This window comes from Mycobacterium sp. DHQP2018-32-09 (assembly GCF_058148405.1).
Map to the genome: position 1 here is coordinate 58961 of NZ_JBYVYK010000004.1, position 24800 is coordinate 83760.

Here is a 24800-nt window from a genome sequence, read left to right on the forward strand (position 1 = left end):
CACCTAGGAGATCGAATTCATCGATACCGCATCGGATCCGAATTCCGTTGTCGGACATGATGATGGACCCGTAGCCGCGTGCGGCTACGGGTCCATCTCCTCGAGGGTCAGCGCACGTGCGGGGCCACGTCGGAGAGCACGTCGTCGAGCACGCGGCGCACCCGGTCCACCAGATCGTCGATGTCGGATCGGGTGAACACCAGCGGCGGGGAGAACTGCACCAGGGGCGTACCTTCGTGATCGACCGCGGTGCGGCACAGGACGCCTGCGGCCATCAGCGCCGGCGCCAGGATGGTCTGCACGAAGTCGGTGGCCGCCGGCTCCGCGAGCCAGGCACGGCGCTCCTTGTCGGTCACCAGCTCCAGCGAGTAGTGATAGCCCAGACCGCGCACGTCTCCGACGAGGCGATGGTCTGCCAAGGTGTCCAACCGAGACCGGAAGTGGGCCTCGTTGCGGGTGACGTTGCCCAGCACGTCTTCTCGCTCCATGATCGCGATGTTCGCCAGGGCCGCCGCGCACGCCGCCGGATGCCCGCCGAAGGTCAGCCCGTGCAGGTACATGCCGTCGGGTCCGCCGTTGACGGTGTCCAGGATCGCGCTGGTGGTGATCATCCCGCCCAACGGCGCGTGGGCCGACGACACCCCCTTGGCGAAGGTGATGACGTCGGGCCGGACGTCGAAGCGCGTCGACCCGAACCACTCCCCCAACCTGCCGAAGCCACAGATCACCTCGTCGGCGACCAGCACGATGCCGTAGCGGTCGCACAGTTCGCGGACCCCGCGGTGATAACCCGCGGGCGGCACCAGGGAGCCGCCGGCGTTCTGCAGCGGTTCCAGGAAGATCCCGGCCACGGTGTCGGGCCCCTCCTGCACGATCAAGGTCTCGATCTCGTGCAGGAGCAGCTCGGTGAACTGCTGCTCGGTCTCAGCGGCGGGGCGCCGGTAGCGCTTGCTGTTGGAGATGTGCCGCACCCCGTACATCAGCGGCTCGAACTGCTTGCGCAGGTTGGTCATTCCGTTCAGCGACAGTGCGGCGTGCGACGTGCCGTGGTAGGCGGCGCGACGTGACAGGAACTTGATCCGGCCGTAATCGCCGCGCGCCTGGTGGTACTGCCGGATGAGCTTGACCGCGGCTTCGTTGGACTCACCGCCGCCGGAGGTGAAGTACACGCGGTCCAGTCCGGGAGGGGCCAGTTCGGCGATCTTGGCGGCCAACCTCACCGCGGGCGGGTGGGCCACGCCCCAATTGGTGTAGTACGGCAGCTCGGCGAGTTGATCGCGGACCGCCTCGCCGATCTCGGCGCCGAAGCCGTAACCCACGTTGACGCAGAACAATCCGGCCAGCGCGTCGACGTACTCGCGGCCGTCGGCGTCCCACAGATGGCTGCCCGCGCCGCGCACCATCACCGGCGGCGGGGTGTCGGAGGTGTAGGCGGTTCCCGGCGTGAAGCTCATCACCAGGTGGCGCTGCGCCAGGCGTCCGAGGTCGGCCCCCGTCGTGGACGGCGCTGCGGGGTCGCGCGTGGGATTCTCGGTGGGGTTCTCGATGGTGTCGGTCATGTCGGGTGTCGTCCTCTCTGGTGGTGATTCAGGGTCGGAGTTCGCGTGCGACGTCGTCGACGATCGCGCGTTGGTAGTCGACGACGCGCGCCGTCGGCTGCTGGGCGATGAAGGTGTCCTCGAACGGGTCGACCACCGCGGTGCGGATCCCGGCCAGCGTCTCGACGATCGCCAAACCGCAGAAGGGCACCGCGGATTCGGCGTAGCCGCCCTCGTGCACGGCGACGACGCGGCCGTCACACGTGCGGTCGGCGACGTCCATCACCAGCCGCGTCATCTCCCGGTAGGACCCCGAGTACAGCAGCTGCCGCGCCAGCGGGTCGACGGCGTTGGCATCGAGGCCGCTGGCCACGATGATCAGGTCCGGGTCGAACGCCTCCAGGGCGGGCACCACGATCTGACGCATGGCGTGCAGGTGGGTCTCGTGTCCCGATCCCGGGGGCAGCGGCACGTTGAGGTTGAACCCCAGGCCGCGGCCCACCCCGCGTTCGCTCGTGGCACCGCTGTCGACGGGGAAGCAGTTCTCCTGGTGCAGTGAGATCGTCAGCACGTCGTCGCGGTCGTAGAAGACGTGCTGGGTGCCGTTGCCGTGGTGGACGTCCCAGTCGAGTACCGCCACCTTGCCGAGGCCTCGCCGCGCCTTGGCCGCTTCGATCGCGATGGCGATGTTGGCCAGCAGGCAGAAGCCGAGACCCTGGTCGGGCAGGCAGTGGTGGCCGGGAGGGCGGGACAGCGCGTAGGCGTTGCGGCACGCCCCGTCGAGGACGTCGAGCACCGCGCGGGTGGCCAGCCCGGCGGACAGCGCCGCGATCTCGAAGCCGCCGTGGGAGAACACCGCCTCGGGGCCCATCGTGCCGCCGGAACCGGCGCTCAGTTCCCGGAAGCGCTCGACGTACGGGAGCGGGTGCACGCGCAGGATGTCCTCGAGCGGCGCCGGTTCGGCGCTGGCGACGGCGAGCCGGGCGGTCAGGCCGGACACGTCGAGCAGCGCCTTGAACCGGCGCTTCGACTCGGGCGATTCGGGTGCCCCGCCGGCGGCCATCGGCTGCAACCAACCGCCTACCGGGAGGAACAGCACCGCCTCACCCGCGCTGTGCCAGAGGCAGCGCTCGTCGTGGTAGAAGCCCGTCGGGGCGATCCGATCGCCGTCACGTTCCACCGTCACCGTCACGTTCCTCACATTCTCTGCGCTTAAGCGCAAAGAATGCACCCGCAACGGAGCGGCGTCAACCCCACCGGGGCGCTACGGGCGCATGAACGCGGGTCGAGTCAGAGATCGGCGCCGGTGACGGCGCGGGCGTAGCTGCGCAACAGGTCTTCGGCACCGGCGCCGGTGAGCGAGGAATTGCCCCCGTTGAGGTGCATGCCGAACGCGTCCTCCAGCGCCACGAAGTTCTGCGCGATCGCGAGCACGGGCTCGCCGAGCGTGAAGTCGCCCGTCGCACGACCGGCTTCGAGCACCGCGACGTAGAGCGACACCTCGCGGTCGAACAGCAGGGTCAGCAGCGTCCCGTGCGCCGGATCGCGACCCGCGTTGACGGCCAGTTCGAACAGGGCCCGATTGAGCCGGTCGTCGCCACCCGCGGGCAGGCCGGTCGCGATGAGGTTGGCCAGTCGGTCGATGGGCCGATCCAGCTTGTTGATCGCCTCGAGCCGCTGCCAGTAGTAGCGGTCGACGGCGGTGCGATAGACCTCGTCGATCAGCTCGGCCATGTCCGGGTAGTAGTACGCCACCAGGCGCGGCGAGATGTCGGCGGCCTCGGCGACGTCCTTGACGCGGACCGCGCCGACGCCGCGCAGGGCGATGACGTCGATGGCGGCGGCGACCAGTTGCCCACGACGCGCGTCCTGGTTGCGCACCCGCGCCATCCCGTGCCCCTCTCGCCGTCCGACCGCTTCGAGCGTACGACACCGGCCGCCGGCGCCTCATGGCTCCGTTGTTTGCGCTCGACCGCAAAGTCGGATGACGTGGGGGGACGCCGATTGTCCCGCGGGCCGCCCGGTGGGGTAGAGTCGCCGCCGTGATCGACGGCATGCGCGCCTATTGGCGCTTTATCTCGGCTCCGGGTGAGCCGTTGATGAAGCGTCGCACCGCCTGACGCGATCAGCACCCGGAGCCCGAGCAGTGACCATTCGGTCGCTGCTTTCGTCATGTCAGGGCTCGACATCGTCTCGCGCGGGTCCTGAACCTCAACCAGGAAGCCGCGACGTCATGACCCTCATCAGCGATACCCCCTCGACTACGAGCAGTGACACCACGAGCAGTGACACCAGCACCTCCGATCGGCGCATCGTGTCGTCGCGATCGCTGCCCGCGCCCGAGCGCATCCTCGCCGAGTTGCCCCTGAGCCATCGGCTCGCCGAGTCGGTGCAGGCCCACCGCGACGAGATCGCCGAGATCCTCGCGGGGCGCGACGATCGTCTGCTGGTGGTGGTCGGTCCGTGCTCGGTGCACGATCCGGTGGCCGCCATCGACTACGCCCGTCGCCTGGCACCGCTGGCGCAGCGCCACGCCGCCCGCCTCAAGGTCGTGATGCGCGTGTACTTCGAGAAGCCGCGTACCACCGTCGGATGGAAGGGCCTGATCAACGACCCCGGCATGGACGGCAGCTTCGACATCGAACGTGGGCTGCGCACCGCCCGGTCGCTGCTGCTCGACATCAACACCCTCGGGCTGGCCGTCGGGTGTGAGTTCCTGGAACCCACCAGCCCCCAGTACATCGCCGACACCGTCGCCTGGGGCGCCATCGGCGCGCGTACCACCGAGTCGCAGATCCATCGTCAGCTGGCGTCGGGTCTGTCGATGCCGGTGGGCTTCAAGAACGGCACCGACGGCAACGTCGGCGTGGCCGTCGACGGCGTGAAGGCGGCTGCGGCACAACACGTCTTCTTCGGCATCGACGACTTCGGTCGCGGCGCCATCGTGGAGACGGCGGGCAACCCGGACTGTCACGTGATCCTGCGCGGCGGATCGGCGGGTCCGAACTTCGGCACGGCGGAGGTGGCAGCGGCCTGCGCGACGCTCGCCGCCGCCGGGCTCCCCGACAACGTCATGATCGACTGCTCGCACGCCAACTCCGGCAAGGACCACGTGCGCCAGGCCGGCGTCGCCCTCGAACTCGCCGACCGCATCGCCGCGGGCGAGACCGGGATCAGCGGCCTGATGCTGGAGAGCTTCCTGGTCGCCGGGGCGCAGTCGCTGGGCGGCGACCTGGTCTACGGGCAGTCGGTGACCGACGCGTGCATGGACTTCGGCGCCACGGCCGACATCATGGAACGGCTAGCCAAGGCCCGCTGACGGCGCCCACAATGCGCCGGCGACGCGTTCGGCCGTGCGGATGCCGGCGCCGAGGTCGATGGTGGCAAGCAGTAACTCGGCGTCGGCGGCCGCGCCGACGCGGGGAGCCTGCGCGGCGACCGCGCCGTCGGGCGCGATGATCCGGCTCTTGCCCAGCAACTGCCCGCCGCACTGGTTCGCCATCACCCACCATTGCCCGTTGGCCAGCGCGTTGGCGGGATAGAGGACGTCCCACCAGGATTCGGTCTCGACCTCGTAGGCGCAGGGCGCCACGACGACGCGCGCGCCGAGATCGTGCAACCGGCGCGCGTAGCTCGGGTGGTCGCCGTCGAAGCACGTGGCGAGGCCGACGGTGCCGATCCCGTCGACGTCGACCGTGGTGGCGCGCTCCCCCGCGCGGAACACCCGATGCTCCCCGAGCGGGGTGTAGAGGTACACCTTGCGGTGCGCCGCGACGAGCCGGCCGTCGGGGGCGTGGACGACGGCCGTGTTGTAGAGGGCAGCATCCTCGTGGGCATCCCCGTGGGCATCCCCGTGGGCACCGTCACGGGCACTGCCGGCCCGCTCGGGGACCGTACCGGCGAACAGCCACACGGCGTGTTCCCGGGCCGCTTCGGCCAGCGCCCGGCCCCGCGGGCCGTCGAGTGGTTCCGCGGCCGCCCGCGCGTCCTGCGCGACGGTCCTCGGGTCGTAACCGCAGGGCCACAGCTCGGGGAGCACGACGAGGCCCGCGCCGCGGGCGGCGAGTTCGGCCACGTACCGCAGGGCGTCGTCGAGGTTGCGCTGCGGATCGCCGCACCGCGCCTGCCACTGCGCGATGCCGATGGTCACGGTGTCCGACACGGCCGCCAGTATCCGCCGCGGCACGGCGCGGGCAAAGCGCGCTTCTCCGATGCCGGAGTGCGATTCCTCCGATGCAGGGCCACGCCCGCCACCAGCCGTGACGCCCGCCGGGGCCCCGAGGAGATATCGTCGTCACGTCATGCAACCGCCGCACGTTCCCGGCCTCAGCGCGACCGGTACGGAGGACGTGCCGCGATCGCGCGGGCCCCGTCACCGCCTGCCGCCACCGGCCCGGCGGCGTCGCCTGCTGACCGCGGGACGGACGGCCGTGGCCGTCGTCGCCACCGCCGTCGTCGCGGCGACCGGGGTGGGCTGGCAGGGTTATCACGACCTGGCCGGTGGCATCACCACGTCGCAGGCCCTCATCGGGGCGCCGGTCTCCACCGGTGACGACCAGAACATCCTGATCATGGGCTTGGACAGCCGGCTGGACCAGCATGGCAACCCGCTGCCGCAGGAGATGTACGACGCCCTGCACGCCGGCGACGAGACCGTCGGCGGTTACAACGCCAACGTGCTCATCGTGCTGCACATCCCCGGCGGCGACGGTCCCATCACCGCGGTCTCGATCCCCCGCGACGATTACGTCACGCTGCCGGGGTGCCCCAGCGGCGAGTGCCAGGGCAAGGTGAAGCAGGCCTACGGGCTGGCCTACCAGCAGGCCATGGACGACATGGCCAATCGCACCTCCGGCACCGGTTCCGGCCAAGGTTCCGGCACCGGATCCGGCGCCGGTGCCGGCGCAGGTTCCGATGCGACCGGCCCCGAGTCCACCGCCGACGAGCAAGCCGCCCGCGAGGCCGGCCGCAAGGCGCAGATCGCGACCGTGCACCATCTGCTCGACGTGCCCATCGACCACTTCATCGAGGTCACGCTCGGGGCGTTCTTCCAGATCGCCGCCGTGGTGCAACCCATCACCGTGTGCCTCAACGCCGATACCCGCGACGACTTCTCGGGTGCCGACTTCCACCGCGGCGTCCAGCAGATCGACGCCGCTCAGGCCATGGCGTTCGTGCGGCAGCGCCGCGACGTCAACGACGCGTTGTTCACCGACCTCGATCGCACCCGCAGGCAGCAGGCGTTCATCGTGTCCCTGGTGTCCGCCATGCGCGACGGCGGCGCACTGTCGAGCCCCGCCGCGCTGCGCAACCTCGCCGACGTCGCCAAGCAGAACGTCGCGGTCGACGCCGGCCTGAACCTGGTGCACTTCGTCGACCAGGCGTCGTCGTTCGCAGGCCGCAAGATGTCGCTGTACACGTTGCCCATCGGCGAATTCGGCCAGGACCCGCTGGGGCAGGACGTCAACATCATCGACGTCCCGACGATCCGGGCCATCGTCCACGACCTGTTCACCACCGGGACGGCCACGTCGTCGACCGCTCCCGCACCACCCCCGCCGTCGGCCGAACCGGCGATCGTGGACGTGGTCAACGCGACCACGCACGCGGGACTGGCCACGTCGGTCTCCGACGACCTCGCCAAGCACGGCTTCATCCGCGGCGAGGTGAGCACCGGTCAGATCCTCGCCGAGGCCACCACGATCCAGTACGGACCTGGCGCCGAGCACGCCGCCACCGCGGTCGCCGACCGGCTGGACCTTCCGGTGACCGCCGCAGCCTCCGAGACGATCCCGGTCAACACCGTGCAGGTGACGCTCGGGGCCGACTTCCCCGCCGCCGACTTCCCGGCCGACGGCGCCACGACGTCGCCGCGCGCGCCGGTGGAGACCCCGGCACCCGTCGACGCCACCGCGGCAGGCGCCAACGCACCCGCCCCGACCGACCTCACGGCGATGTCGGCGGCCGGCATCCCCTGCGTCCGCTGAGATCTACCTCAGCAGGCCGCGCACCACGTCGGCCAGGGCGACGCCGAGGTCGTGATTGTTCTGCTCGGTGAAGTGAACGCCGTCGACGCCGTCGGTGGCGATCACCGAACCGGCGTCGAAGAACGGCACGCCGACGAAGTCCGCCATCGCGCCGTAGACGCGGGCCAGCTCGGAGGTCTTCTCGCGAGCGCCCTCGAAGATCAATTGGAACCACGGATGCGGCAGGGCCGCGACGGGCGGCGGTGCCACGACGAGTACCTGGGGCGCCGGGTACGTGGTGCCCACGCCGCCGGCACTGGTGAGCACCTGAGTCACCAGCACCGACATGCCCAGGGCCACGTCCAGCGGCGTCCGCCGCAGGTAGGCCTTGGTGTCGTTGGTGCCCAACATCAGGATCACCAGATCGAGTGGAAGCTGGCTGGCCAGACACGCGGGCAGGTACGCCGACCCGTTCAGCCGGGGGTCGGTGGGGTCGTCGGCCGTGGTGGTGCGGGCCGACAGGCCTTCCTCGATGACGACGTGCCCCGGTCCGAGTTGGTCGGCCAGCACGCCCGTCCAGCGCTGCTCACGCGAAAACCGTTGTGTCGGAGCGCCTTCGGCGACGGTTATCCAGCCCCAGGTGAGCGAGTCGCCGTAACAGAGGATGCGCCTGTCGGCCACGGTGGGCTCCCATCGGATCGAGCCGCCCGCGTCACCCGGGCGGGTCCGCCTCCACCGTACGCAGCCGGTGCCCTACTTCGGGTGGTTGCCGGGCAGGTTGCCCGGGGCGGGCGTGGGAAGACCCGGTGCGGTGACGTCGGGGGTGAAGAGGTTGCCGCCGGTGGGGTTGATGCTCTTCTCGGTGGGCGACGGGGCGGGTGCCGACGACGGCGCCGTGGTCGTCGTGGTGGTGGTCGTGGTGGTGGTCGTCGTGGGCTCGTTGCCGCCGCCCCCGCTGGAGCAGGCCATCAGAGCCGTCGAGATCGACGCCACCAGAAGCAGTCCGCCGGCTGCACGCTTGCGCTGCACCGCATTCATCATCGACATCCCTTTCTCGGAGCCGGCCCCCTCACAGATCCAGCCGGCCCGTGAAGTCTAGAACCACCGGGTCCACTCTGCGTCGTCTGCCATCGTCTTGCCCGCCGGCTCAGGTGACGGCGGCCAGCGTCGCGTGCACGGCGTCGGCGACGGCCGTCCGCGCGGACGCCAGGTAACCCCGCGGGTCGACGGCGGCGGCGTCGCCGGACAGGTACGCCCGCACCGCGGCGGTGAAGCGGACGTTCAGCAGCGTGCCGACGTTGATCTTGGTCATGCCTGCGGCGATGGCGCGGCGCAGGTCCGCGTCCGCCACGCCCGACGATCCGTGCAGCACCAGTGGCACCCCGACCGCGTCCCGCAGCCTGCCGATCAGCTCGAAGTCGAGGCTCGCGGTGCGCGACTGCATGGCGTGGGTGCTGCCGACCGCCACGGCGAGCGCGTCGACACCGGTGGCGGCGACGAAGGCGGCGGCCTGGGCCGGATCGGTCCTGACCCCTGGCGCGTGGGCGCCACCCTTGCCCCCGACCTCACCCAATTCGGCTTCCACGAACAGGTTTTGGGCTCGGGCCCAGTCGGCGGCGGCCCGGGTCGCAGCGACGTTCGCGTCGTAGTCGAGGCGTGAGGCGTCGAACATCACCGAGCTGGCGCCTGCCTCGGCGCAGCGGAACAGCAGGGCGTCGTCTTCCACGTGGTCGAGATGCACCGAGACGTCGACGGCGGCCTCGGCGGCGACCGCGGCGGCCGCGGTGGCGATGGGCCGCACCGCGCCGCCGTGGAACTTCACGGCGTTCTCGCTGATCTGCAGGATGACCGGGCGTCCGGCGCGCTCGGCGCCGGAGACGATGCCCTCGGCGTGCTCGAGGCTGATGACGTTGAACGCCAACAGCCCGGCGCCGCCCCGGTGGGCGGCGCCGACGAGGTCGGCGGTGGTCGCGAGCGGCATGCGTGATCCCCCTGTGCGGCTTGACGGCGGTGTCGCTTGACAGCATTCCAACGAAACGCAACCCTATCCATGGAAATCCAACCAGACAAACGTCTCCCCGAAGGGTCCCCATGGCCACCACGCTCTACGTCGGGGTCGACGTCGGCACGACCACCAGCAAGGCCGTGGCGTTCGACGACACCGGAGCCCCGGTGGGTACGGGCAGTGCCCGGACACCGTGGCGTGTCGTGCCGACGGGTGCCGAACTCGACGCGCACGCCCTGCTGGCCGCCGTCCGCACCGCCATCGCCGCCGCCCTGGCGGCGAGCCCGCCCGGGCCTGTCGGTGGCCTGGGCGTCACCGGAATGGCCGAGGCCGGCGTGCTGCTCGACGGGCGCGGCCAGGCCCTGGCCCCGGTGGTCGCATGGCATGACACCCGCGATGGCGCCGAACTGACCGACCTCGTCGAAACCGTTGGGGCGCAAGCATTCTCGGCGAACACCGGACTACCCGCCCGGCAGCAGTGGTCGCTGACCAAGCACCGCTGGTTGCTCGCCAACGTGCCCGAGTCCCGACGCGCGGTCCGCAGACTCAACGTGCCCGAGTGGATCGTGCGCGGCCTCGGCGGCGACGAGGCCACCGAGCAGTCGCTGGCGTCGCGCACCGGGTGGCTGCGCCTCGCCGAGCGCGACTGGTGGGCCGACGCCCTCGCGTGGTCGGGCGCCGCTGAATCGCTCATGCCGCCGCTCGTCACCGCGGGCACGCCGCTGGGACGCGCCGACGACGAGATCCCCCGGCTCGGGGGCGCCGTGCTGACGGTCGCCGGCCACGACCACCAGGTCGCCGTCATCGGCTCGGGGGCCGCCGGCCCCGGCGACGAACTCGACTCGTGCGGCACGGCCGAGGCGCTGGTGCGCACCATCGCGCCCGGATTGGCCCCGGACGCCGTCGCCGCACTCGCCGCGGCGGGCATCACCACCGGCTGGCACGCCGCCGCACGTCAGTGGTGCCTGCTCGGAGCCACCCAGGGCGGGCTCGCCCTGGGACGCGTGCTGGCACTACTCGGCAAGGACCGCGACGACGTCGAGGCCCTCGACGCGCAGGCGTTGACGCTGGCCGAGCCGGGGCTGCGCGTCGTGGCGCCGCCCTTCGGCACGCTCGACGTCGTCGGCGTCACCGACGGTGCCGGGCCCGCCCAGCTGTGGCGGGCCGCGCTGGAGACCGTCAACCAGCAGGCCGCCGAGATCCACGACGCCATGACGGCCGTCAGCGGGAAGCACCGCAGGCTGGTGGTCACGGGCGGCTGGTCGCGCAGTCGCGGCTTCCTGGAGGTGAAGCGCCGCAGGCTGGGCGAGTTGGTCACGATCGACGTCGACGAGGCGGGGGCCCGCGGCGCCGCCATGCTGGCCGCGCAGGCGGCGGGCGCTCGGATGCCCGCGTGACCGCCGATCCCGGCGCGCAGCGCACCCCCTACGCCGACGAGCGTCGCGCGCGCATCCTCGCCGAGCTGACCGACGCCGGCCGGGTCGACGCCGTGCGCCTGGCGGCGGCCCTCGGCGTCACGAACGAGACCATCCGCAAAGACCTGATCGCGCTGGAGGCCCAGGGCCTGCTGCGTCGGGTCCACGGCGGCGCCGTGCCGCTGCGGGCGCTGGCCTTCGAGCCCGCGGTGACCAGCCGGACCGAGTTCGCGACCGAGAAGGCCGCCATCGCGCGGGCCGCGCTCGCCCACGTGCCCGCCGACGGTGCGGTGCTCGTCGACGCGGGCTCCACCACCGCCAAGCTGGTCGACGTCTTCCCCGGCGATCGCGACCTGACGGTCTACACCAACACCCTGCCGATGGCGATGACGCTGCTGACGCGCCCCCGACTCACGGTGTTCACCCTCGGCGGTCGGGTGCGCACCACCACCTTCGCGGAGGTCGACGACTGGGCGCTGCGGGCGCTCGCCGAGATCAACGTCGACGTGGCCTTCCTCGGTACCAACGGCATCTCGATCGAACGCGGCCTGACCACGCCCGATCCGGCCGAGGCGGCGGTGAAGCGCGCGATGTGCGCGTGTGCGGCCAAGCGCGTCCTGCTCGCCGACCACCGCAAGTACGGGGTGGTCCACGGCACCAAGCACGCGGACCTGACCGACGTCGACGTCTGGATCACCGACGGTGGCCTGCCCGGCGACGAGCGGTCACGGCTGCGCGACCTCGGCGTCGAGGTGCAGGCGACGTGATCGTCACCGTCACGCCCAACCCCAGCGTCGACCGCACCGTCGTCCTCGACGAAGTACGCCTCGGCGAGGTGAACCGGGGTCGACGCAGCTGGAGCGAACCGAGCGGCAAGGGCGTCAACGTCGCCCTCGCCCTGCACGCCTTCGGTCGTCCCGTGCGCGCCGTCCTGCCCGCGGGCGGCCACGTCGGTGCGCTGCTGCGACGGCTGCTGGCCGAGCGTGGCCTGGCCGTCGACGTCGTGCCCATCGCCGGCGAGGTACGCAGCAACGTCAGCCTGGCCGAACCCGACGGCACCGTCACGAAGATCAACGAGGCGGGGCCCGCGCTGACCGACGACGAGGCACGTCACCTCCTGGACGCCGCGACCGCCGCCGTCGTCGATGCCGCATGGCTGGTCGGCGCAGGCAGCCTGCCCTCCGGGCTGCCGGCGTCCTGGTACGCGGAGCTGGTCGACGCCGGCCGCAGGCACGGCGCGCGCGTGGCCGTGGACTCGTCGGGCGCCGCGCTCGCCGAGGCGCTGGCGGCGGGCCCCGACCTGGTCAAGCCGAACGCCGACGAGCTGGCCGAGCTGACGGGCACCGCGGCGCGCACGATCGGCGACGTCGTCGCCGCGGCCGAGACGCTGCGACGCCGGGGTGCGGGCGCGGTGTTGGCAAGCCTGGGCGCCGACGGTGCGGTGCTGGTCGACGCGGACGGGGTGCTGTGGGGTCGGGCCCCGGTGACCGACGTGGTGAGCACCGTCGGCGCGGGCGACGCGATGCTGGCCGGATTCCTCAGTGTCGCGGGCGACCGCGCGCAGCGCCTGTCGGCGGCGCTGCGATGGGGGGCCGCCGCGGTGCGCCAGGAAGGAACCCTGTTGTCGGACAAGGCGTTCGACGAACCGTGCGAAGTGATCACCAGCGCCGCACCCGATCTCGCGTGGCCGCTGCGCGTTGACGTCAGCGCGCGTTGAGGATGCCGCCGAACAGGCTCCACACGCTCTGGCTGACCGACCTCGGGACGTGGTCGGGGTCCATCAGGTCGTTCTCCGCCAGCGGGCTGGCCTCTGCCGACACCATGTACTCGGTGAAGCGGCGCAAGGACCGGCCGGCTCCCCGCAGGGCCTCGACCGCGGCCAGGAACGACCCGCGCTCGGCCATCGCGGCGCGGAACTCCTCGACGGACACCCCGAGGTGCTCGGAGATCAAACCGTCACGCACCCGGGCGATCTCGGTCGCGACGGCGGCGTCGTCGACCTGGTCGCGGGCCTCCAGCGCCACGTCGCACTCGCTGTCGAAACCCTGCGACCGGTTGTTCAGGTTGGACGAGCCGATGCGCAGCAGCCGGTCGTCGGCCACGACCACCTTCGAGTGGACGTACACCGGCGTGCCGCCGGCGGCGACCGGCCAGTAGACGCCGAGACGGCCATGCGCGTCGGCCGCCCAGAGCGCGGTGACGAGACGTTGCCGGGCGCTGTCCATCGACTGCCGCTCCAGCGGGCTCTCCGAACTGCGGGGCAGCACGATCACCACTTCGGGGCCCTCGGGCTCCCGCAGCCGGGCAGCGACGGCCTCGGCCAACCGCCGGGCCGCCAGGTACTGGTTCTCCAGGTAGATCACGTCGCGGGCGGCGGCGATCGCGGCCAGGTTCAGCGCTTCGATCTCGCGCACCTCGGCCCGCTTGGGCAGTTCGGGCAGCGTGCGCGCCACGCCGATCGCGACGCGGCGCAACGAGGGCTCGAGGCGGCGCGGCCACGTCCCCTGCCGGTTCTCCAGGGGTTCGAGTGACTCACCGGTGGCCGTCCACCAGCGATCCCGCGCCACGGCGGCCAACGCCTCGGCGGCCGCGCCGTCGACGGCCAGGGCCACCTCGTGCCGCGGCCCGTACGGCGTGCCGAGGGACTGCCGCCGCTGGTCGCGGCTGGCGTGCACGCTGGTGTCCCACCGGTCCAGCGTGAGGTCGATGCCGCCGCAGAACGCGACGGAATCGTCGATCACCACCAGCTTCTGGTGATGGACCGCGCCCAGGGGGTGGGCACCGTCGACCTCGAGGTGCAGGCGCTTGGCGCTGAGCCGGTTCAGCACGTTGACCGGGGTGAGACCGAACCACATGCCGTCGAACGCGGGCAGCAGCCGCAGGTTGGACTTGAGGAGATAGATGTCGAGTTCGGGCCGTTGCCACAGCATCCACTGCAGCAGGGCGCCCAGGTAGTTGGGCCCCGCCAGGGTGCGACCGCCGCGCTCCATCGCCGTGCGGGAGTCGAAGTCCCAGCCGATCAGCAGGATGCGGCGTTCCGCGCGCAGCATGGCGGCCTTGACGAACAGGAGGTAGTCGGCCCCGTCGACGATGGTGGCGAACCGGTCGGCGACCGCGATGTCGCTGCACGTGCGACCCGGCACCAGGACGGGGCCGGCCTCGGGATCGGCGACGGGATCGGCGACGAGATCACGGACGGGGCCGGCGACGGGGTCGTCCGACGTCGCACGGTCGGGGCCTGCGCCAGGCATGGAGCGTGTCTACCACAGCGTCCGGGCGGGCGGAGCAGACACGAGACCGACGACACGTAGCGGAAATCGTGCACAAGCCGCCCCGGTGCGCCACCAGCGCGACTACGGTCGGCGCATGAACGCGCGTGATGAGGACGGCCCGGCGCTCGCGATCGGGCGGCGGGTCCGGCTGCACGACGGCACCGGCGAGATCGTCGAGGACTTCGGCGAGTTGGCGGGCACCGAGGTGGTCGTCGACTCGGACATGACGGCACGGGCGCGGCGCTGGGCCGTGCGGTTGGACGACGGCACGTTGCAGTTCGTCGACGACGACGACCTGGAACCGCTTCCCTAGACCTACTGACCACGGGCGTCGTCGAGCGCTCAGCGCGCGGGGCGGGCCACCTCGTCGAGGTCGCGGGCGGCCCGCCGCTCGACGAACAGCGGCACGTAGTCGCGCACCGTGCTGTCGCCGAACGTGGCGTGATGCCGATGCACGATGGCCGTCACCTCGTCGGTGGGCACGCCGGCGTAGCGGGCCGACAGCCGCTCCACGACGCTGCCGATGGCCGTCCATTCGCTTGAACCGACCTCGCTAGTCATGGGTCCGTACTCAACCAACAGTTCACGCCGACGTCAACGGGAGTTCACTCGCCCGCGGGCTCGTAGGCGCCGAGTGGGAACCTGACGACGCCGAGCGCACCGAAACCGTCGCCAGATTCCCACTCGACCCGCGTCGACGCCGGGCCGGCGATTACCTCCGGATGGTGGTCGACGGATCGGCGGCCAGCGCCGACCCGGCCGCCACCGCGGCGAGTGCCACGATGCCGCCGACGATGCCCAGCGAGCCGGCCCCCATGGCGAAGGCACCGACACTCACGGTCAGGGCGACGGCGCTGACGATCATCAAGCTCACCACCATGCGCATGGGCCTTGGCTACCCCCACACGCGGCGGTCAACCCATTGGCAACGTTTTCACATCGTTATCAATGTTTGTCTCAGATGTCACACGGGTAACTTTGATAACAGCGCGCGCGAACAACCACATCGAGAAAGAATCGAATGGGAGATCGCCATGAACACAGTGCTCTACTTCAGCAGCCACGGCGCCGTCTACGAGACGAGTGCCTATGCCGAAGCGGACATCCACCGGCTGGTCCGCGATCAGGGGTTGCAGTCCCTGACCAGCGCGGACCGCCAATTCGACTTCTGGTTCAGCCCCGCCACACCGGGATGCCAGCGGCGGGCGAATCTCGGGGCCACCGAACTCCTGCTGGCCACGACGCGGTTCACCTCCAAGACCGTCCCGCTGCTGCGCGGCTGCGTCGTGGTGGCAACCCACGACGGCGACGGCCAACTCGACGGCCTGAGCTGGCGGCAGCTCGACGTCCTGACCCAGCGCATCCGGGCCCTGACCACCCGCGACAAGCGCGCATTGGGCAAGCGCATCTTCCGCGACAACCGCACGCTGGCCGCCCAGCAGGCGGCACGTCAGGCGGCGAAGAAGGCCGTAGCGGAGACTACCGTCGCGCCGGTCACCGCTGCACCGGTCACTGCTGCACCGGCAACTGCAATGCCCAAGGCCGGCCCGGCCCGGCCGCGACCACTGGTCGAACACTGACGCGAGTGTCCTGGGCACGGCACGTTCCTCTGACGGTCGCGCCCGGTCCAGCCGGCGCCGGGAAGGATTCCACCGTCCGGCGCAGGTAGCAGTAGACGACCTGTTCTCCGACAGGACCGATCTGGGCGAGGCAGAGGCCCTCCTCGACGCGCACCACCCCAAGACGTCGAGCACGGGCGACCCGCGCACACCGCGGGTCCGGATCGCCCTCGGCTGCATCGCGTGTGCCCGTGCCGGGTGCGATCCGGCGACGTGCCCGAGGACCCGAAGGAACCCGAGGACCCCGAGGACCCCGAGGACTGCGTCGGCGGCGAGCCCACCGACGTCGTCGCCGCGGGTGACATGGCGCTGCCGTCGCCACCGGATGTTCGGCACTGCGTGTTCGGTCCCGCCTGCGGGAGCACGTTGCGAACCCCGAAACACCCACGGGTGCGGTGCGTTTCACGGTCATCGATCGATCGTCGACGGCGCCGAGGCGCAGCCGACGTCTGCCGTGCACCATCTGCACCATCTGGTCTCCACCGTGCTCGACCCGCCTCCCCTGCTCACCGGCAGCGGCGCGCAGCACCTCGCGGCCGGCGCCGCCAACGCCGCGACGGAGCACGCCACGCCGTGACGCTCGGACGCGGCCCGGCCGACCTCGCCGCGCAGCGGCGGATTCCGGCCCTGCCGTGCAGCGGCGAATCCGGCCCTGCCGCGCAGCGGCGAATCCGGCCCTGCCGCGGAGCGGCGAATCCGGCCCCGCCGCGGATTCGGGCACAGAGGACCTCGGTCCCTATTGCGGCCCGACACCGCCGCAGACCATGGAGCGCATCGAGGCATGCCGCGCCATCCATGGAGGACGAGATGTCCAGCACCGCAACCGCCGTCCTGGTGATCGCCGCGCTGCTGGCCGTCCTGCTGCTGGCCGCGGCGGCCGTTCGCGTGGTGCGGCAGTACGAGCGCGGTGTGCACTTCCGACTGGGTCGCGTGATCGGCGTCCGCCAGCCGGGACTGCGACTCGTGATTCCCGCGGTCGATCGGCTGTGGCGGGTGTCGCTGCGCATCGTGACCATGCCCATCCAATCCCAGGGCATCATCACCCGCGACAACGTCAGCGTCGACATCGCCGCGGTGGCCTACTTTCGCGTCGTCGACGCCCAGAAGTCCGTGTGCGCCATCGAGAACGTGTCCGCCGCCATCGATCAGATCGCCCAGACGACGCTGCGCAACGTGGTCGGTCAGCACTCGCTCGACGAGGTGCTCTCGGAGACGTCGATCATCAACGGGGCCATCCGCGCCATCCTCGACACCACCACGCTCGAATGGGGCGTCGAGGTGACGCTGGTGGAACTCAAGGACATTCAGTTGCCGGACAGCATGAAACGAGCGATGGCCCGCGAGGCCGAGGCCGAACGGGAGAAGCGGGCCAAGATCATCGCCGCGGAGGGCGAGGCGCGGGCGGCCGCGGCGCTGGGTGATGCGTCCGACACCATGATGCGGCATCCGCTGGCACTGCAACTGCGCAACCTTCAGACGCTCGTAGAGTTGGGTGTCGAGAAGAACACCACCGTGGTGTTCCCGGCGCCCGTGATGAGCGCGATCGGCGAACTCACCACCTTCCTGGCCCGCGAACGGCGTGCCGGTGCCGACGAGCATGCCGGGACCCACGAAAGCATGTTCCTCACGACGCAATAGCGCCTCACGACGCGGGAGCGCCACCCACCACCCGAGAGGAGATCGCCATGTTGGACAAGGATCGCAGTACCGCAGGAGCCACCACCCGAACGCTCGCCCGCATCCTGGGGCCGTTCGTCACCGTGTTGGCGGCCGTGGGGATCGCCCGCGGTGCCAGCATGGGTGAACTGCTCAAGGCGTTCGAATCCTCACCCGTCTGGTCGTGGGTGGTGGGCGCCTTCGTTCTGCTCATCGGAATCACCGTGGTGGCCCTGCACTCTCAGTGGCGCGGCCCCACCGCCATCGTGGTGTCGGTGCTCGGCTGGCTCATCGTGATCCGCGGGTTCATGCTGCTGGCGTTTCCCAACGTGGTCACCACGATCGCGACCCGAACCCTCGGTGTCCAGACCTTCTGGCAGTTCGTCATGGTGCTGATGATCATCGTCGGCGTCTACCTGTCGCTCATGGGCTGGATGCCGGAATCCAGGTCGGCGCGGGGCGCTGCGTCCTCGGTTCGCCCCCCTCGGGCTGCGTGACCCGTCGGGCGGCGGCAACGACCATGCTCGCCAACGACATTCGGGCCGTCACGCGCCGTCACGGCCCCTTCGCCTCGGTCTACTTCGACGGCTACGACCCCACCGACAGCGGTGAACTCACCGAGGTGCTGGTGCACCGCGTCGTGCGGGAGTTGCGGCGTCTCGGATGCGATCAACGCCTGACGAACGTCGCGCGGGCGGCCGTCGACGAACGGCCCGGGTGGGCCGGCTCCCGGGGTCGCGCCGTCATCGCGACCGCGGCGGGCGTGGTGGTCGACGCCCCGGTGCGGGCCGGATGGCCGGCACCCCTGGTGCGGGTGTCGCGTCATCCGTTCCTGTTGCCACTGCTCACGGAGCGGCTGCCCGGCCATCTGTTCGTCGCGGTCGATCGGCTGGGCGCCGACGTCGTGCTGCATCGCGGCGACACGGTGTGGGCCGAGACGATCGAGCCCGAGCGTGACGACGTGCACGTGCCTGCGACCGCCGGCTTCAACGGCGTGAACGATCTGCATCCGCGCATCGCCGAGGCCATCCGCATCAACACCAGGGCGGTGGCCGACCGGGTGGTGCACCTCGCCGATCACCCCGACGTGGACGTGGTGGTCGTGAGCGGACCGGTCGAACCGCGATCCGATCTGGTGGCGGAGTTGCCGCCGCGCATCGCCGCGAAGGTGACACCCGTGGCGGGTGGTCCGCGAGGGCGGCGGGCCACGGAACGCGAGCGTCGGACCGAGGTCGACGCGGCGTTGCGCGCGTGCCTGGATGACCGCATGTCCGGACTCCTGAGCCGTTTCGAGCGCGAGCGGGGCGAGGTTTCGGGTCTGGCCGTCCAGGGACTGGACGACGTGTGCGCGGCGCTACGCGTCGGCAACGTCGACACGTTGCTCGTGGGAAAGGTCGGCGACGCAACGGTGTTCGCGGGCACCGGCGCCATGGTGGCGGCCCAGCCGCAGCCCACGCACGGTGGCGAGATGGCCGCGGCGCGCGCCGACGAGGCCCTGCCCTTCGCCGCTCTCGCCGGCGGTGCCGACGTGGTCGACGTGGGCGATTCCCTGCACGTGACCGACGGCGTCGCGGGCGTGCTCCGGTATCCGACCGCCTCACCGCCTTCATGACGGCGGGCGCGGCGCGCCTGCTGTCCCCGCTCGAGGTGGCGATGCTGGCGGCGGATCGGTGGCGGCCCGTGAACATCGGCGCGGTGCTGATCGTCGCAGCGCAGACCCCGCGGGCGGCGTCCGACCTCGCGACGACGCCGGCGCCGCTGGGCAGCGGCACGCCGTCGGATCCGCGGTTGTCCGCGCATCCCCACCGGGGCTGGGACACCGCGGGGCTGTGGACGTGGCGCCGTTCGCCCGTCTTCGACGCCGCGCAGCACGTCCGCCGGGTCACCCTGCCCCCCGGCCGGGCAGAGCTGTGGCGCTTCGTCGCTCGGCAGCATTCCGCCAGGCTCGACCCGGCGAGCCCGATGTGGGAGTGCTACGTCGTCGACGGTTTCGAGTCCGGTCGGCTCGCGCTGTACGTCAAGGCCCAGCATGCCCTCGTGGACGGCGTGGGTGGTTTGACCCTGCTGTCCGACTCCCTGCTGTCCGACACCATGCTGTCCGACACCCTGCGCAGGGCGCCCGAGACCACCCCCGACGGCCGCGATCCGGGGCCCGCACGCGCGCCGCGTGGCGGGAGTTCGGCCTCGGCGAACGCCCCGCGCGGCACGGCGGCGACGGTGAGCGCCGCGCTCTCGGGTGCCCGGTCGGCGGGGCGCCTGGTCGGTGGGGCGGCGATGACGGCGGCCGCCCACGTCCTCGGGGATACGTCACCGTGGCCACTGGCCGCGCCCGTGATGCGGTTCAACCGGCGGGTGGGACCGGACCTCGTGGTCGCCGGTGCGCACTGGCCGCTGTCTCGGATCCACGAGGTGCGCCGGGCTGCCTCCGTGACCACCCACGACGTCGTGACGGCCGCCATCGCCGGCGGGCTGCGGGCGTGGCTGCTCGAGCGCCGGGAGTTGCCCCGTCGGTCCCTGGTGGCGATCTGTCCGATCTCGGCACCCATCGAGCGCGCCCTGGGTTCCCGCGCCCCGGGCAACGACTTCGGGGCGTGGCTGTGCCCCCTGGCCACCGACGTCTCCGATCCCGCTCGTCGACTCGACGTGATCCACCGCTCGATGCGGCGGGGCAAGCGGCTCGTCGCCCAGACCGGCCGAGGGTCGATGATCCTGCTCGCCCCGAGCATCGCCGCCACGCTCCTGCCCCCGCTGCTGACCCCGTCCGCCTGGTATCCCCGGGCCGCGCGCGGCAGCCTCACCGGGTACAACCTCGCCATCTCGCACGTGACCGGGCCGTCCACCACCCAATGGTGGCGCGGTTCACCGGTCGAGCGGATCACGCCGATCTCGGCGGTGTTCGACGGCCAGGCGGTGAACGTCACCACCTGCACCTACGACCAGCACGTCGACGTCGGGTACGTCGCGGCACGAGCGGCCGTACCCGACGTCGAGCGACTGGTCGAACTCACCGAACGCGCGCTGGACGCGCTCGAGGTGGCGTGCCATACGACGTCGCGGCGGCCCGCGCGCCCAGTCGTCGACGACCGCGTGCCGGGGCGATGATGGCGACCTACGCCGTCACCGGGTCCGCCTCCGGCATGGGCCGGGAGGTCACGCGGCGGTTGTGCGCGGCCGGGCACGAGGTGATCGGCATCGACCGCGAGCACGCCGACGTGGTCGCCGACCTGTCGACACCCCGGGGACGGCGTTCGGCCGTCGACGGAACGCTGTCCCGCGCGCCGCACGGTCTGGACGGTGCGGTGCTGGCGGCCGGGGTGGGACCGGGAGCCGGGCGTGCCCGCAGCATCGTCGAGGTCGACTTCTTCGGCGTGGTCGAGCTGCTGGCCGGGTGGCGCCCGGCGCTCGCCCGCACCACCGCCTCCACCGTCACCTCCAAGGTCGTCGTGTTCGGCAGCAATTCCGCGACGACGACGCCGTTGGTTCCGGCGCGGACGGTGCGGGCGCTGCTGGCCGGCGACGCCGAGGGGGCCGTGCGCACGAGTTGCCACTACCGCGCGTTGCAGCCGTCCATCCTCTACGGCGCCGCCAAGCTCGCCGTGAGCCGATGGGTGCGCAGGCAGGCGGTGACCGACGCATGGGTCGGCGCGGGCATCCGGCTCAATGTCCTGGCACCAGGCGCGGTGGACACTCCCCTGCTGGCCGAGCAGCTGTCCACGCCCGGGCAGGCGAAGGTCATCGCCGCGTTCCCGATTCCGGTCGGCCATCACGGCGACGCCGGAGATCTCGCCGAGTGGGCGCTGTTCATGCTCTCACCGGCGTCCGAGTTCCTCTGCGGCAGCGTGGTGTTCGTCGACGGCGGCTCTGACGCATGGCTCAGCGGCGACGACTGGCCGGCGGCTCCACGCGGGGCGCAGGTGCTGCGGTACCTCGACCGCCTGCGCGTCTGGCGCGCTCGGGGGTGGAGATGACGTCGCGCGCAAGAACGGGACCTTCGACCCTCGCGCGGCCGCCGGCAGGCGTGCGATGCTGCCTGCACCCGTCCGGACCGCCGGCCACGCCTTGGGGGGAGGGCGGAACGAACCACCAGTCGGTGTCCGGGCGGGGCTGGTGGTTTCCACCGCACGATGAGGGTCATAGGTCCCTAGCGAATCGTGGAGGTCGCGCCGAGTATGGCGTGGGTGGAGCAGCGCCAACCGTTGCAACGGCGACGTCCGCTGCATCTCGTCCCCCCACATCGGGAACGTTCACGTCCATGATCGATCACCCGCGGGAATTCAGCGCCGCCGGCTGGTTCCGCAGCTCGGCAGCGCCCTTGGCCATCATCGACCAGGAACACCGGTTCCGTGCGGTGAACCGCGCGTACGAACGGGCAACGGGCTTCGGCGAGGAGCAGTTGCTGGGCCGCTCCGTCGCCGACGCCTTTCCCGACAATCCAGCCGCACCCGGGGTCCATGCCCTGGCCCGCGCCACGGACTCCTTCGAGCGGATCCTGCGCGGCCTCGGAAAGCACTTTCTGGGCGTACAGCGCTATGACCTGCCGGATCGCGACATCCCGGGACGCTTCGTGAATCGGGTGTGGGCGGTGTCGAACTCGGCCATCACCGATGGTCGCTCGACCGTCGCAATCCTGCATCGGGCCGACGACGTCACCCCGGTGGTACCGCCGGCGGCAGACGGTATCGACAGCGCTGCGGTCGCGGCGCTGGAGGCCGTCGCCGTCCGGCTGGGGTGCCAGTTCCCGGCATTGACGCCTGCCGAAATCCTTGGTGCGCTTGTACATTCACACGCCGTTGTGCTCAACACCGTTGGCTTCCCCGACGCCGAGCGCGCCGAGGCACTGGCGCGGCTGCGCCTGGAGGTCCGCGCCGGTCATCCCGCACTGCTCCTACCGCAAAGGACCGACCTACGCATGGCGGGAAGCCCGTGACGGCAGCACCCGCACACCCCGACGCCCACCGTGGCGAGCGCTGGCGGCAGCTGGGCATGCGGGCACTGCTGGTGATCACCGTCGCGGCGTTGGCGGGCGGCGGCATCGCATGGCTGGTGGGATCGACCGGTGCCGCCCACGCCTGCTGGATCGCGGGCACGGTCACCGCGCTGATGCCGGCCATCGGTTGGGTGGTGGCGGGCCTGCGGCGCAAGCACTTCGGCGTCGACGTGATCGCCGTGCTCTCGCTCGCCGGCACGCTGGCGGTTGGCGAGTACGCGGCCGGCGCCGTCATCGCGGTGATGCTGGCCGGCGGGCACGCCCTGGAGGCCGCCGCCGAGCGGCGGGCGACCCGCGACGTGCGGGCGCTGTTGCAGCATCAACCCCGAACCGCGCGCCTGCTGTGCGGAACCGACGTGCACGTCGTCCCGCTGGACCAGGTGGACATCGGAAATCGGGTCGTGGTGGGCTCCGGCGAGGTGGTGCCGGTCGACGGCCGGCTCACCACCCGTGCCACGCTCGACGAGTCGACCCTCACCGGCGAACCGCAGCACGTCCATCGGTCCCCGGGCGAGCGCGTCCGCAGCGGCGTGGTGAACGCCGGTCCACCATTGCAGCTGGACGCCACGGCGAACGCCCGCGACAGCACCTATGCGGGGATCGTGCGGCTCGCCAGGCAGGCCAGCGCCGCCAGCGCCCCGGTGGTGCGGCTCGCCGACCGCTACGCGGCCTGGCTGCTGCCGCTGACCCTGATGGTGGCGGGGGTGGCATGGGCGGTCAGCGGATCGGCGGTGCGGGCCGTGGCGGTCCTGGTGGTGGCCACGCCCTGTCCGCTACTGCTGGCGGCACCGGTGGCGATCGTGTCCGGCATGTCCCGGGCGTCCCGCCTGGGCGTGGTGGTGCGCAGCGGAGCTGCACTCGAAACCCTGGGCAGGGCGCGCACTCTGGTACTCGACAAGACCGGAACGCTCACCTCGGGTCGGCCTGCCGTCGTGGACGTCCTGACCGCTCCGGATCACGACGCGAGGGAGATATTGGCCCTGGCCGCGGCCGCAGATCGGTTGTCGCCGCACGTGTTCGCCGGGGCGATCGTCGACGAGGCCACCCGCCGTGGACTCGACATCGTCACGCCGGTCGACGTCGTCGAGACCGCCGGGTCGGGTGTCTCGGCCACGGTGGCCGGCCATCGCGTTCAGGTGGGGCAGGCGCGCGGCGATCAGCTGGACGCGCGCTGGGCCGCAGCCGCCGCCCAGCGCGTCCGGCTGCTGTCGGCGGCGACGGCCTGGGTGCTGGTCGACGGCGTCTGTCAGGGCGCCATCGTGCTGCGGGATCCGATGCGGCGCCAGGCCCCCCGGACGCTGATGCGATTGCGCGCGGCGGGGCTGTCGCGGATCGTCATGCTCACCGGTGACCAGGCCATGCCGGCTCGCGAGATCGGCACGATCCTCGGCCTCGACGACGTGTACGCCCAACTGAGCCCCCGGGACAAGGTCGCCCACGTGCAGCGGGAACGGGACCGCGCGGTCACGGTGATGGTCGGCGACGGTGTCAACGACGCTCCGGCGCTGGCGAGCGCCGACGTCGGGGTGGCGGTGGCCGGCCGAGGCGCCACGGCGTCCTCGGAAGCGGCGGACATCGTGCTGACCACGGATCGGTTGGACCGGCTGGCCGATGCGATGGACGTGGCGCGGTGGTCGCGGCGCATCGCCGTGCAGAGTGCGGTGACGGGGATGGCGCTGTCCGCGCTGGCGATGGCCGTCGCGGCCGTGGGCTGGCTCCCACCCGCCGCGGGCGCCCTGGTGCAGGAGGGCATCGACGTCGCGGTGATCCTCAATGCGCTGCGGGCACTGCGCCGACCGCCGGGGGCGGCGGTCGAGGTACCGGACGACACCGAGCAACTGCTGCAGCGCTTCGCGACCGAACACGCTCGGTTGGCGGACTCGGTGGGTGCCCTGCGCACCGCCGCCGACCGGCTGCTCGTCGATCCGAGCCCGGTGGCCGTCGCCGCGGTGCGGCGCGCCTACGGTTTGCTCGTCGAGCGCATCCTGCCCCATGAGGACGCCGAGGAGGCGCTGTTGTACCCAGCCTTGGCCCGGTTGCTGGGCAACGCCGAATCCACGGTTACGATGAGCCGAGGTCATGCCGAGATCCGCCTGTTGGCAGACCGGATCGGAGCGCATCTGACACTCCTGGAAAGCCGGCAGGCGATCGATCCCGAGCAAACCGCCGATCTGATGGGTAGTCTTTACGGCCTGCACGAACTGCTACGCCTGCACTTCGCCCAGGAGGAGGAGGCATACTTCGCCCTGGCAAAAGCGTGACGCCACACCGTGTCCGGCGCGTCACGCCGGAATGCGAACCGTTGCCGGTTCACGAGCTTTTGGCGAATACATGGCGTACCC

Annotated in this window: 25 protein-coding genes; 15 read left to right on the forward strand and 10 right to left on the reverse strand. The window is 71.5% G+C overall.

All coding sequences use genetic code 11. From position 1 onward, the window contains the following. Positions 1 to 107 precede the first annotated feature (107 nt). The 3 genes from AC30CM_RS03510 to AC30CM_RS03520 form a co-directional block, all read right to left on the reverse strand. A complete protein-coding gene (locus tag AC30CM_RS03510) occupies positions 108 to 1559 on the reverse strand; it encodes an aspartate aminotransferase family protein (RefSeq protein ID WP_490115436.1) in 1452 nt (483 codons plus the stop codon). Between the two features lie 28 nt (positions 1560 to 1587). Continuing rightward, positions 1588 to 2724: a class II histone deacetylase gene (locus AC30CM_RS03515; RefSeq protein ID WP_490115437.1), complete on the reverse strand. Its 1137-nt coding sequence runs from the start codon at positions 2722 to 2724 to the stop codon at positions 1588 to 1590. Between the two features lie 104 nt (positions 2725 to 2828). Next, positions 2829 to 3428 (reverse strand): TetR/AcrR family transcriptional regulator, encoded by a 600-nt coding sequence (locus tag AC30CM_RS03520; RefSeq protein ID WP_490115438.1) that lies wholly within the window; start codon positions 3426 to 3428, stop codon positions 2829 to 2831. Positions 3429 to 3771: 343 nt separating this feature from the next. Here AC30CM_RS03520 and AC30CM_RS03525 point away from each other — a divergent pair, with 343 nt between their 5' ends. Continuing rightward, the gene (locus AC30CM_RS03525) at positions 3772 to 4857 is read left to right on the forward strand and encodes a 3-deoxy-7-phosphoheptulonate synthase (RefSeq protein ID WP_490115439.1); all 1086 of its coding nucleotides are present in this window, start codon (positions 3772 to 3774) and stop codon (positions 4855 to 4857) included. On the opposite strand, the gene AC30CM_RS03530 is transcribed toward AC30CM_RS03525, so the two are convergent. Further along, entirely contained in the window at positions 4840 to 5700 is an 861-nt protein-coding gene (locus AC30CM_RS03530; protein WP_490115440.1) for a carbon-nitrogen hydrolase family protein, read from the reverse strand. The genes AC30CM_RS03525 and AC30CM_RS03530 overlap by 18 nt on opposite strands. Positions 5701 to 5944: 244 nt before the next feature. Here AC30CM_RS03530 and AC30CM_RS03535 point away from each other — a divergent pair, with 244 nt between their 5' ends. Beyond that, positions 5945 to 7525 carry an LCP family protein gene (locus AC30CM_RS03535; RefSeq protein ID WP_490115507.1) on the forward strand — a complete coding sequence of 527 codons (1581 nt, stop codon included), beginning with the start codon at positions 5945 to 5947 and terminating at the stop codon, positions 7523 to 7525. A gap of 3 nt (positions 7526 to 7528) precedes the next feature. Here the strand turns inward: AC30CM_RS03535 and AC30CM_RS03540 are convergent, their stop codons facing one another. The 3 genes from AC30CM_RS03540 to AC30CM_RS03550 form a co-directional block, all read right to left on the reverse strand. Next, a complete protein-coding gene (locus tag AC30CM_RS03540) occupies positions 7529 to 8185 on the reverse strand; it encodes an SGNH/GDSL hydrolase family protein (protein WP_490115441.1) in 657 nt (218 codons plus the stop codon). 72 nt (positions 8186 to 8257) lie between these two features. After that, entirely contained in the window at positions 8258 to 8542 is a 285-nt protein-coding gene (locus tag AC30CM_RS03545) for a hypothetical protein (RefSeq protein ID WP_490115508.1), read from the reverse strand. A 109-nt stretch (positions 8543 to 8651) separates the two neighbouring features. Then, positions 8652 to 9485, reverse strand: coding sequence for a class II fructose-bisphosphate aldolase (locus AC30CM_RS03550; protein ID WP_490115442.1), 834 nt, complete (start codon positions 9483 to 9485; stop codon positions 8652 to 8654). Between the two features lie 110 nt (positions 9486 to 9595). Here AC30CM_RS03550 and AC30CM_RS03555 point away from each other — a divergent pair, with 110 nt between their 5' ends. The 3 genes from AC30CM_RS03555 to pfkB are packed head-to-tail and all read left to right on the forward strand — an operon-like array spanning position 9596 to position 12641. Continuing rightward, positions 9596 to 10906 (forward strand): FGGY-family carbohydrate kinase, encoded by a 1311-nt coding sequence (locus tag AC30CM_RS03555; RefSeq protein ID WP_490115443.1) that lies wholly within the window; start codon positions 9596 to 9598, stop codon positions 10904 to 10906. Then, complete coding sequence (locus tag AC30CM_RS03560; protein ID WP_490115444.1) at positions 10903 to 11691, forward strand: DeoR/GlpR family DNA-binding transcription regulator; 789 nt, start codon at positions 10903 to 10905, stop codon at positions 11689 to 11691. The genes AC30CM_RS03555 and AC30CM_RS03560 overlap by 4 nt, the downstream gene beginning before the upstream one ends. Continuing rightward, positions 11688 to 12641 (forward strand): 1-phosphofructokinase, encoded by a 954-nt coding sequence (gene pfkB, locus AC30CM_RS03565; RefSeq protein ID WP_490115445.1) that lies wholly within the window; start codon positions 11688 to 11690, stop codon positions 12639 to 12641. The genes AC30CM_RS03560 and pfkB overlap by 4 nt, the downstream gene beginning before the upstream one ends. On the opposite strand, the gene AC30CM_RS03570 is transcribed toward pfkB, so the two are convergent. Next, entirely contained in the window at positions 12628 to 14175 is a 1548-nt protein-coding gene (locus AC30CM_RS03570) for a phospholipase D-like domain-containing protein (RefSeq protein ID WP_490115446.1), read from the reverse strand. The genes pfkB and AC30CM_RS03570 overlap by 14 nt on opposite strands. Before the next feature lie 115 nt (positions 14176 to 14290). On the opposite strand from AC30CM_RS03570, the gene AC30CM_RS03575 reads away from it, so the two are divergent. Beyond that, entirely contained in the window at positions 14291 to 14509 is a 219-nt protein-coding gene (locus AC30CM_RS03575) for a hypothetical protein (protein WP_490115447.1), read from the forward strand. Positions 14510 to 14538: 29 nt separating this feature from the next. Here AC30CM_RS03575 and AC30CM_RS03580 read toward each other — a convergent pair whose 3' ends face one another. Next, positions 14539 to 14757 carry a three-helix bundle dimerization domain-containing protein gene (locus tag AC30CM_RS03580; protein WP_490115448.1) on the reverse strand — a complete coding sequence of 73 codons (219 nt, stop codon included), beginning with the start codon at positions 14755 to 14757 and terminating at the stop codon, positions 14539 to 14541. Between the two features lie 151 nt (positions 14758 to 14908). After that, entirely contained in the window at positions 14909 to 15082 is a 174-nt protein-coding gene (locus AC30CM_RS03585; RefSeq protein WP_490115449.1) for a hypothetical protein, read from the reverse strand. A gap of 148 nt (positions 15083 to 15230) precedes the next feature. Here AC30CM_RS03585 and AC30CM_RS03590 point away from each other — a divergent pair, with 148 nt between their 5' ends. From AC30CM_RS03590 to AC30CM_RS03630, 9 genes are all read left to right on the forward strand, one after another. Further along, a complete protein-coding gene (locus AC30CM_RS03590) occupies positions 15231 to 15776 on the forward strand; it encodes a hypothetical protein (RefSeq protein ID WP_490115450.1) in 546 nt (181 codons plus the stop codon). Positions 15777 to 16269: 493 nt separating this feature from the next. Beyond that, positions 16270 to 16392 (forward strand): hypothetical protein, encoded by a 123-nt coding sequence (locus tag AC30CM_RS03595; protein ID WP_490115451.1) that lies wholly within the window; start codon positions 16270 to 16272, stop codon positions 16390 to 16392. Between the two features lie 230 nt (positions 16393 to 16622). After that, positions 16623 to 17453 carry a slipin family protein gene (locus AC30CM_RS03600; protein WP_490115452.1) on the forward strand — a complete coding sequence of 277 codons (831 nt, stop codon included), beginning with the start codon at positions 16623 to 16625 and terminating at the stop codon, positions 17451 to 17453. A gap of 47 nt (positions 17454 to 17500) precedes the next feature. Then, entirely contained in the window at positions 17501 to 17968 is a 468-nt protein-coding gene (locus tag AC30CM_RS03605; RefSeq protein ID WP_490115453.1) for a hypothetical protein, read from the forward strand. Positions 17969 to 17991: 23 nt separating this feature from the next. Then, positions 17992 to 19083 (forward strand): Rv2629 family ribosome hibernation factor, encoded by a 1092-nt coding sequence (locus AC30CM_RS03610; protein WP_490115454.1) that lies wholly within the window; start codon positions 17992 to 17994, stop codon positions 19081 to 19083. Next, positions 19080 to 20573: a wax ester/triacylglycerol synthase domain-containing protein gene (locus tag AC30CM_RS03615; protein ID WP_490115455.1), complete on the forward strand. Its 1494-nt coding sequence runs from the start codon at positions 19080 to 19082 to the stop codon at positions 20571 to 20573. Before AC30CM_RS03610 ends, AC30CM_RS03615 begins: the two co-directional genes overlap by 4 nt. Continuing rightward, positions 20573 to 21439: an SDR family oxidoreductase gene (locus tag AC30CM_RS03620; RefSeq protein WP_490115456.1), complete on the forward strand. Its 867-nt coding sequence runs from the start codon at positions 20573 to 20575 to the stop codon at positions 21437 to 21439. Before AC30CM_RS03615 ends, AC30CM_RS03620 begins: the two co-directional genes overlap by 1 nt. Before the next feature lie 284 nt (positions 21440 to 21723). Beyond that, complete coding sequence (locus AC30CM_RS03625; protein WP_490115457.1) at positions 21724 to 22398, forward strand: PAS domain-containing protein; 675 nt, start codon at positions 21724 to 21726, stop codon at positions 22396 to 22398. Between the two features lie 56 nt (positions 22399 to 22454). After that, a complete protein-coding gene (locus AC30CM_RS03630; RefSeq protein WP_490115509.1) occupies positions 22455 to 24719 on the forward strand; it encodes a heavy metal translocating P-type ATPase in 2265 nt (754 codons plus the stop codon). The last annotated feature ends 81 nt before the right edge of the window (positions 24720 to 24800 follow it).

Excerpts from the sequence above, each read along its gene's own strand:
- AC30CM_RS03575 (WP_490115447.1), top strand. The coding sequence starts at position 14,291 with ATGAACGCGCGTGATGAGGACGGCCCGGCGCTCGCGATCGGGCGGCGG.
- AC30CM_RS03570 (WP_490115446.1), bottom strand. The coding sequence starts at position 14,175 with ATGCCTGGCGCAGGCCCCGACCGTGCGACGTCGGACGACCCCGTCGCC.
- AC30CM_RS03580 (WP_490115448.1), bottom strand. The coding sequence starts at position 14,757 with ATGACTAGCGAGGTCGGTTCAAGCGAATGGACGGCCATCGGCAGCGTC.
- AC30CM_RS03615 (WP_490115455.1), top strand. The coding sequence starts at position 19,080 with ATGACGGCGGGCGCGGCGCGCCTGCTGTCCCCGCTCGAGGTGGCGATG.
- AC30CM_RS03525 (WP_490115439.1), top strand. The coding sequence starts at position 3,772 with ATGACCCTCATCAGCGATACCCCCTCGACTACGAGCAGTGACACCACG.
- AC30CM_RS03555 (WP_490115443.1), top strand. The coding sequence starts at position 9,596 with ATGGCCACCACGCTCTACGTCGGGGTCGACGTCGGCACGACCACCAGC.
- AC30CM_RS03545 (WP_490115508.1), bottom strand. The coding sequence starts at position 8,542 with ATGAATGCGGTGCAGCGCAAGCGTGCAGCCGGCGGACTGCTTCTGGTG.
- AC30CM_RS03550 (WP_490115442.1), bottom strand. The coding sequence starts at position 9,485 with ATGCCGCTCGCGACCACCGCCGACCTCGTCGGCGCCGCCCACCGGGGC.
- AC30CM_RS03610 (WP_490115454.1), top strand. The coding sequence starts at position 17,992 with ATGCTCGCCAACGACATTCGGGCCGTCACGCGCCGTCACGGCCCCTTC.
- AC30CM_RS03520 (WP_490115438.1), bottom strand. The coding sequence starts at position 3,428 with ATGGCGCGGGTGCGCAACCAGGACGCGCGTCGTGGGCAACTGGTCGCC.
- AC30CM_RS03600 (WP_490115452.1), top strand. The coding sequence starts at position 16,623 with ATGTCCAGCACCGCAACCGCCGTCCTGGTGATCGCCGCGCTGCTGGCC.
- AC30CM_RS03625 (WP_490115457.1), top strand. The coding sequence starts at position 21,724 with ATGATCGATCACCCGCGGGAATTCAGCGCCGCCGGCTGGTTCCGCAGC.
- AC30CM_RS03590 (WP_490115450.1), top strand. The coding sequence starts at position 15,231 with ATGAACACAGTGCTCTACTTCAGCAGCCACGGCGCCGTCTACGAGACG.
- AC30CM_RS03605 (WP_490115453.1), top strand. The coding sequence starts at position 17,501 with ATGTTGGACAAGGATCGCAGTACCGCAGGAGCCACCACCCGAACGCTC.
- AC30CM_RS03585 (WP_490115449.1), bottom strand. The coding sequence starts at position 15,082 with ATGCGCATGGTGGTGAGCTTGATGATCGTCAGCGCCGTCGCCCTGACC.
- AC30CM_RS03630 (WP_490115509.1), top strand. The coding sequence starts at position 22,455 with ATGCGGGCACTGCTGGTGATCACCGTCGCGGCGTTGGCGGGCGGCGGC.
- AC30CM_RS03510 (WP_490115436.1), bottom strand. The coding sequence starts at position 1,559 with ATGACCGACACCATCGAGAACCCCACCGAGAATCCCACGCGCGACCCC.
- AC30CM_RS03620 (WP_490115456.1), top strand. The coding sequence starts at position 20,573 with ATGGCGACCTACGCCGTCACCGGGTCCGCCTCCGGCATGGGCCGGGAG.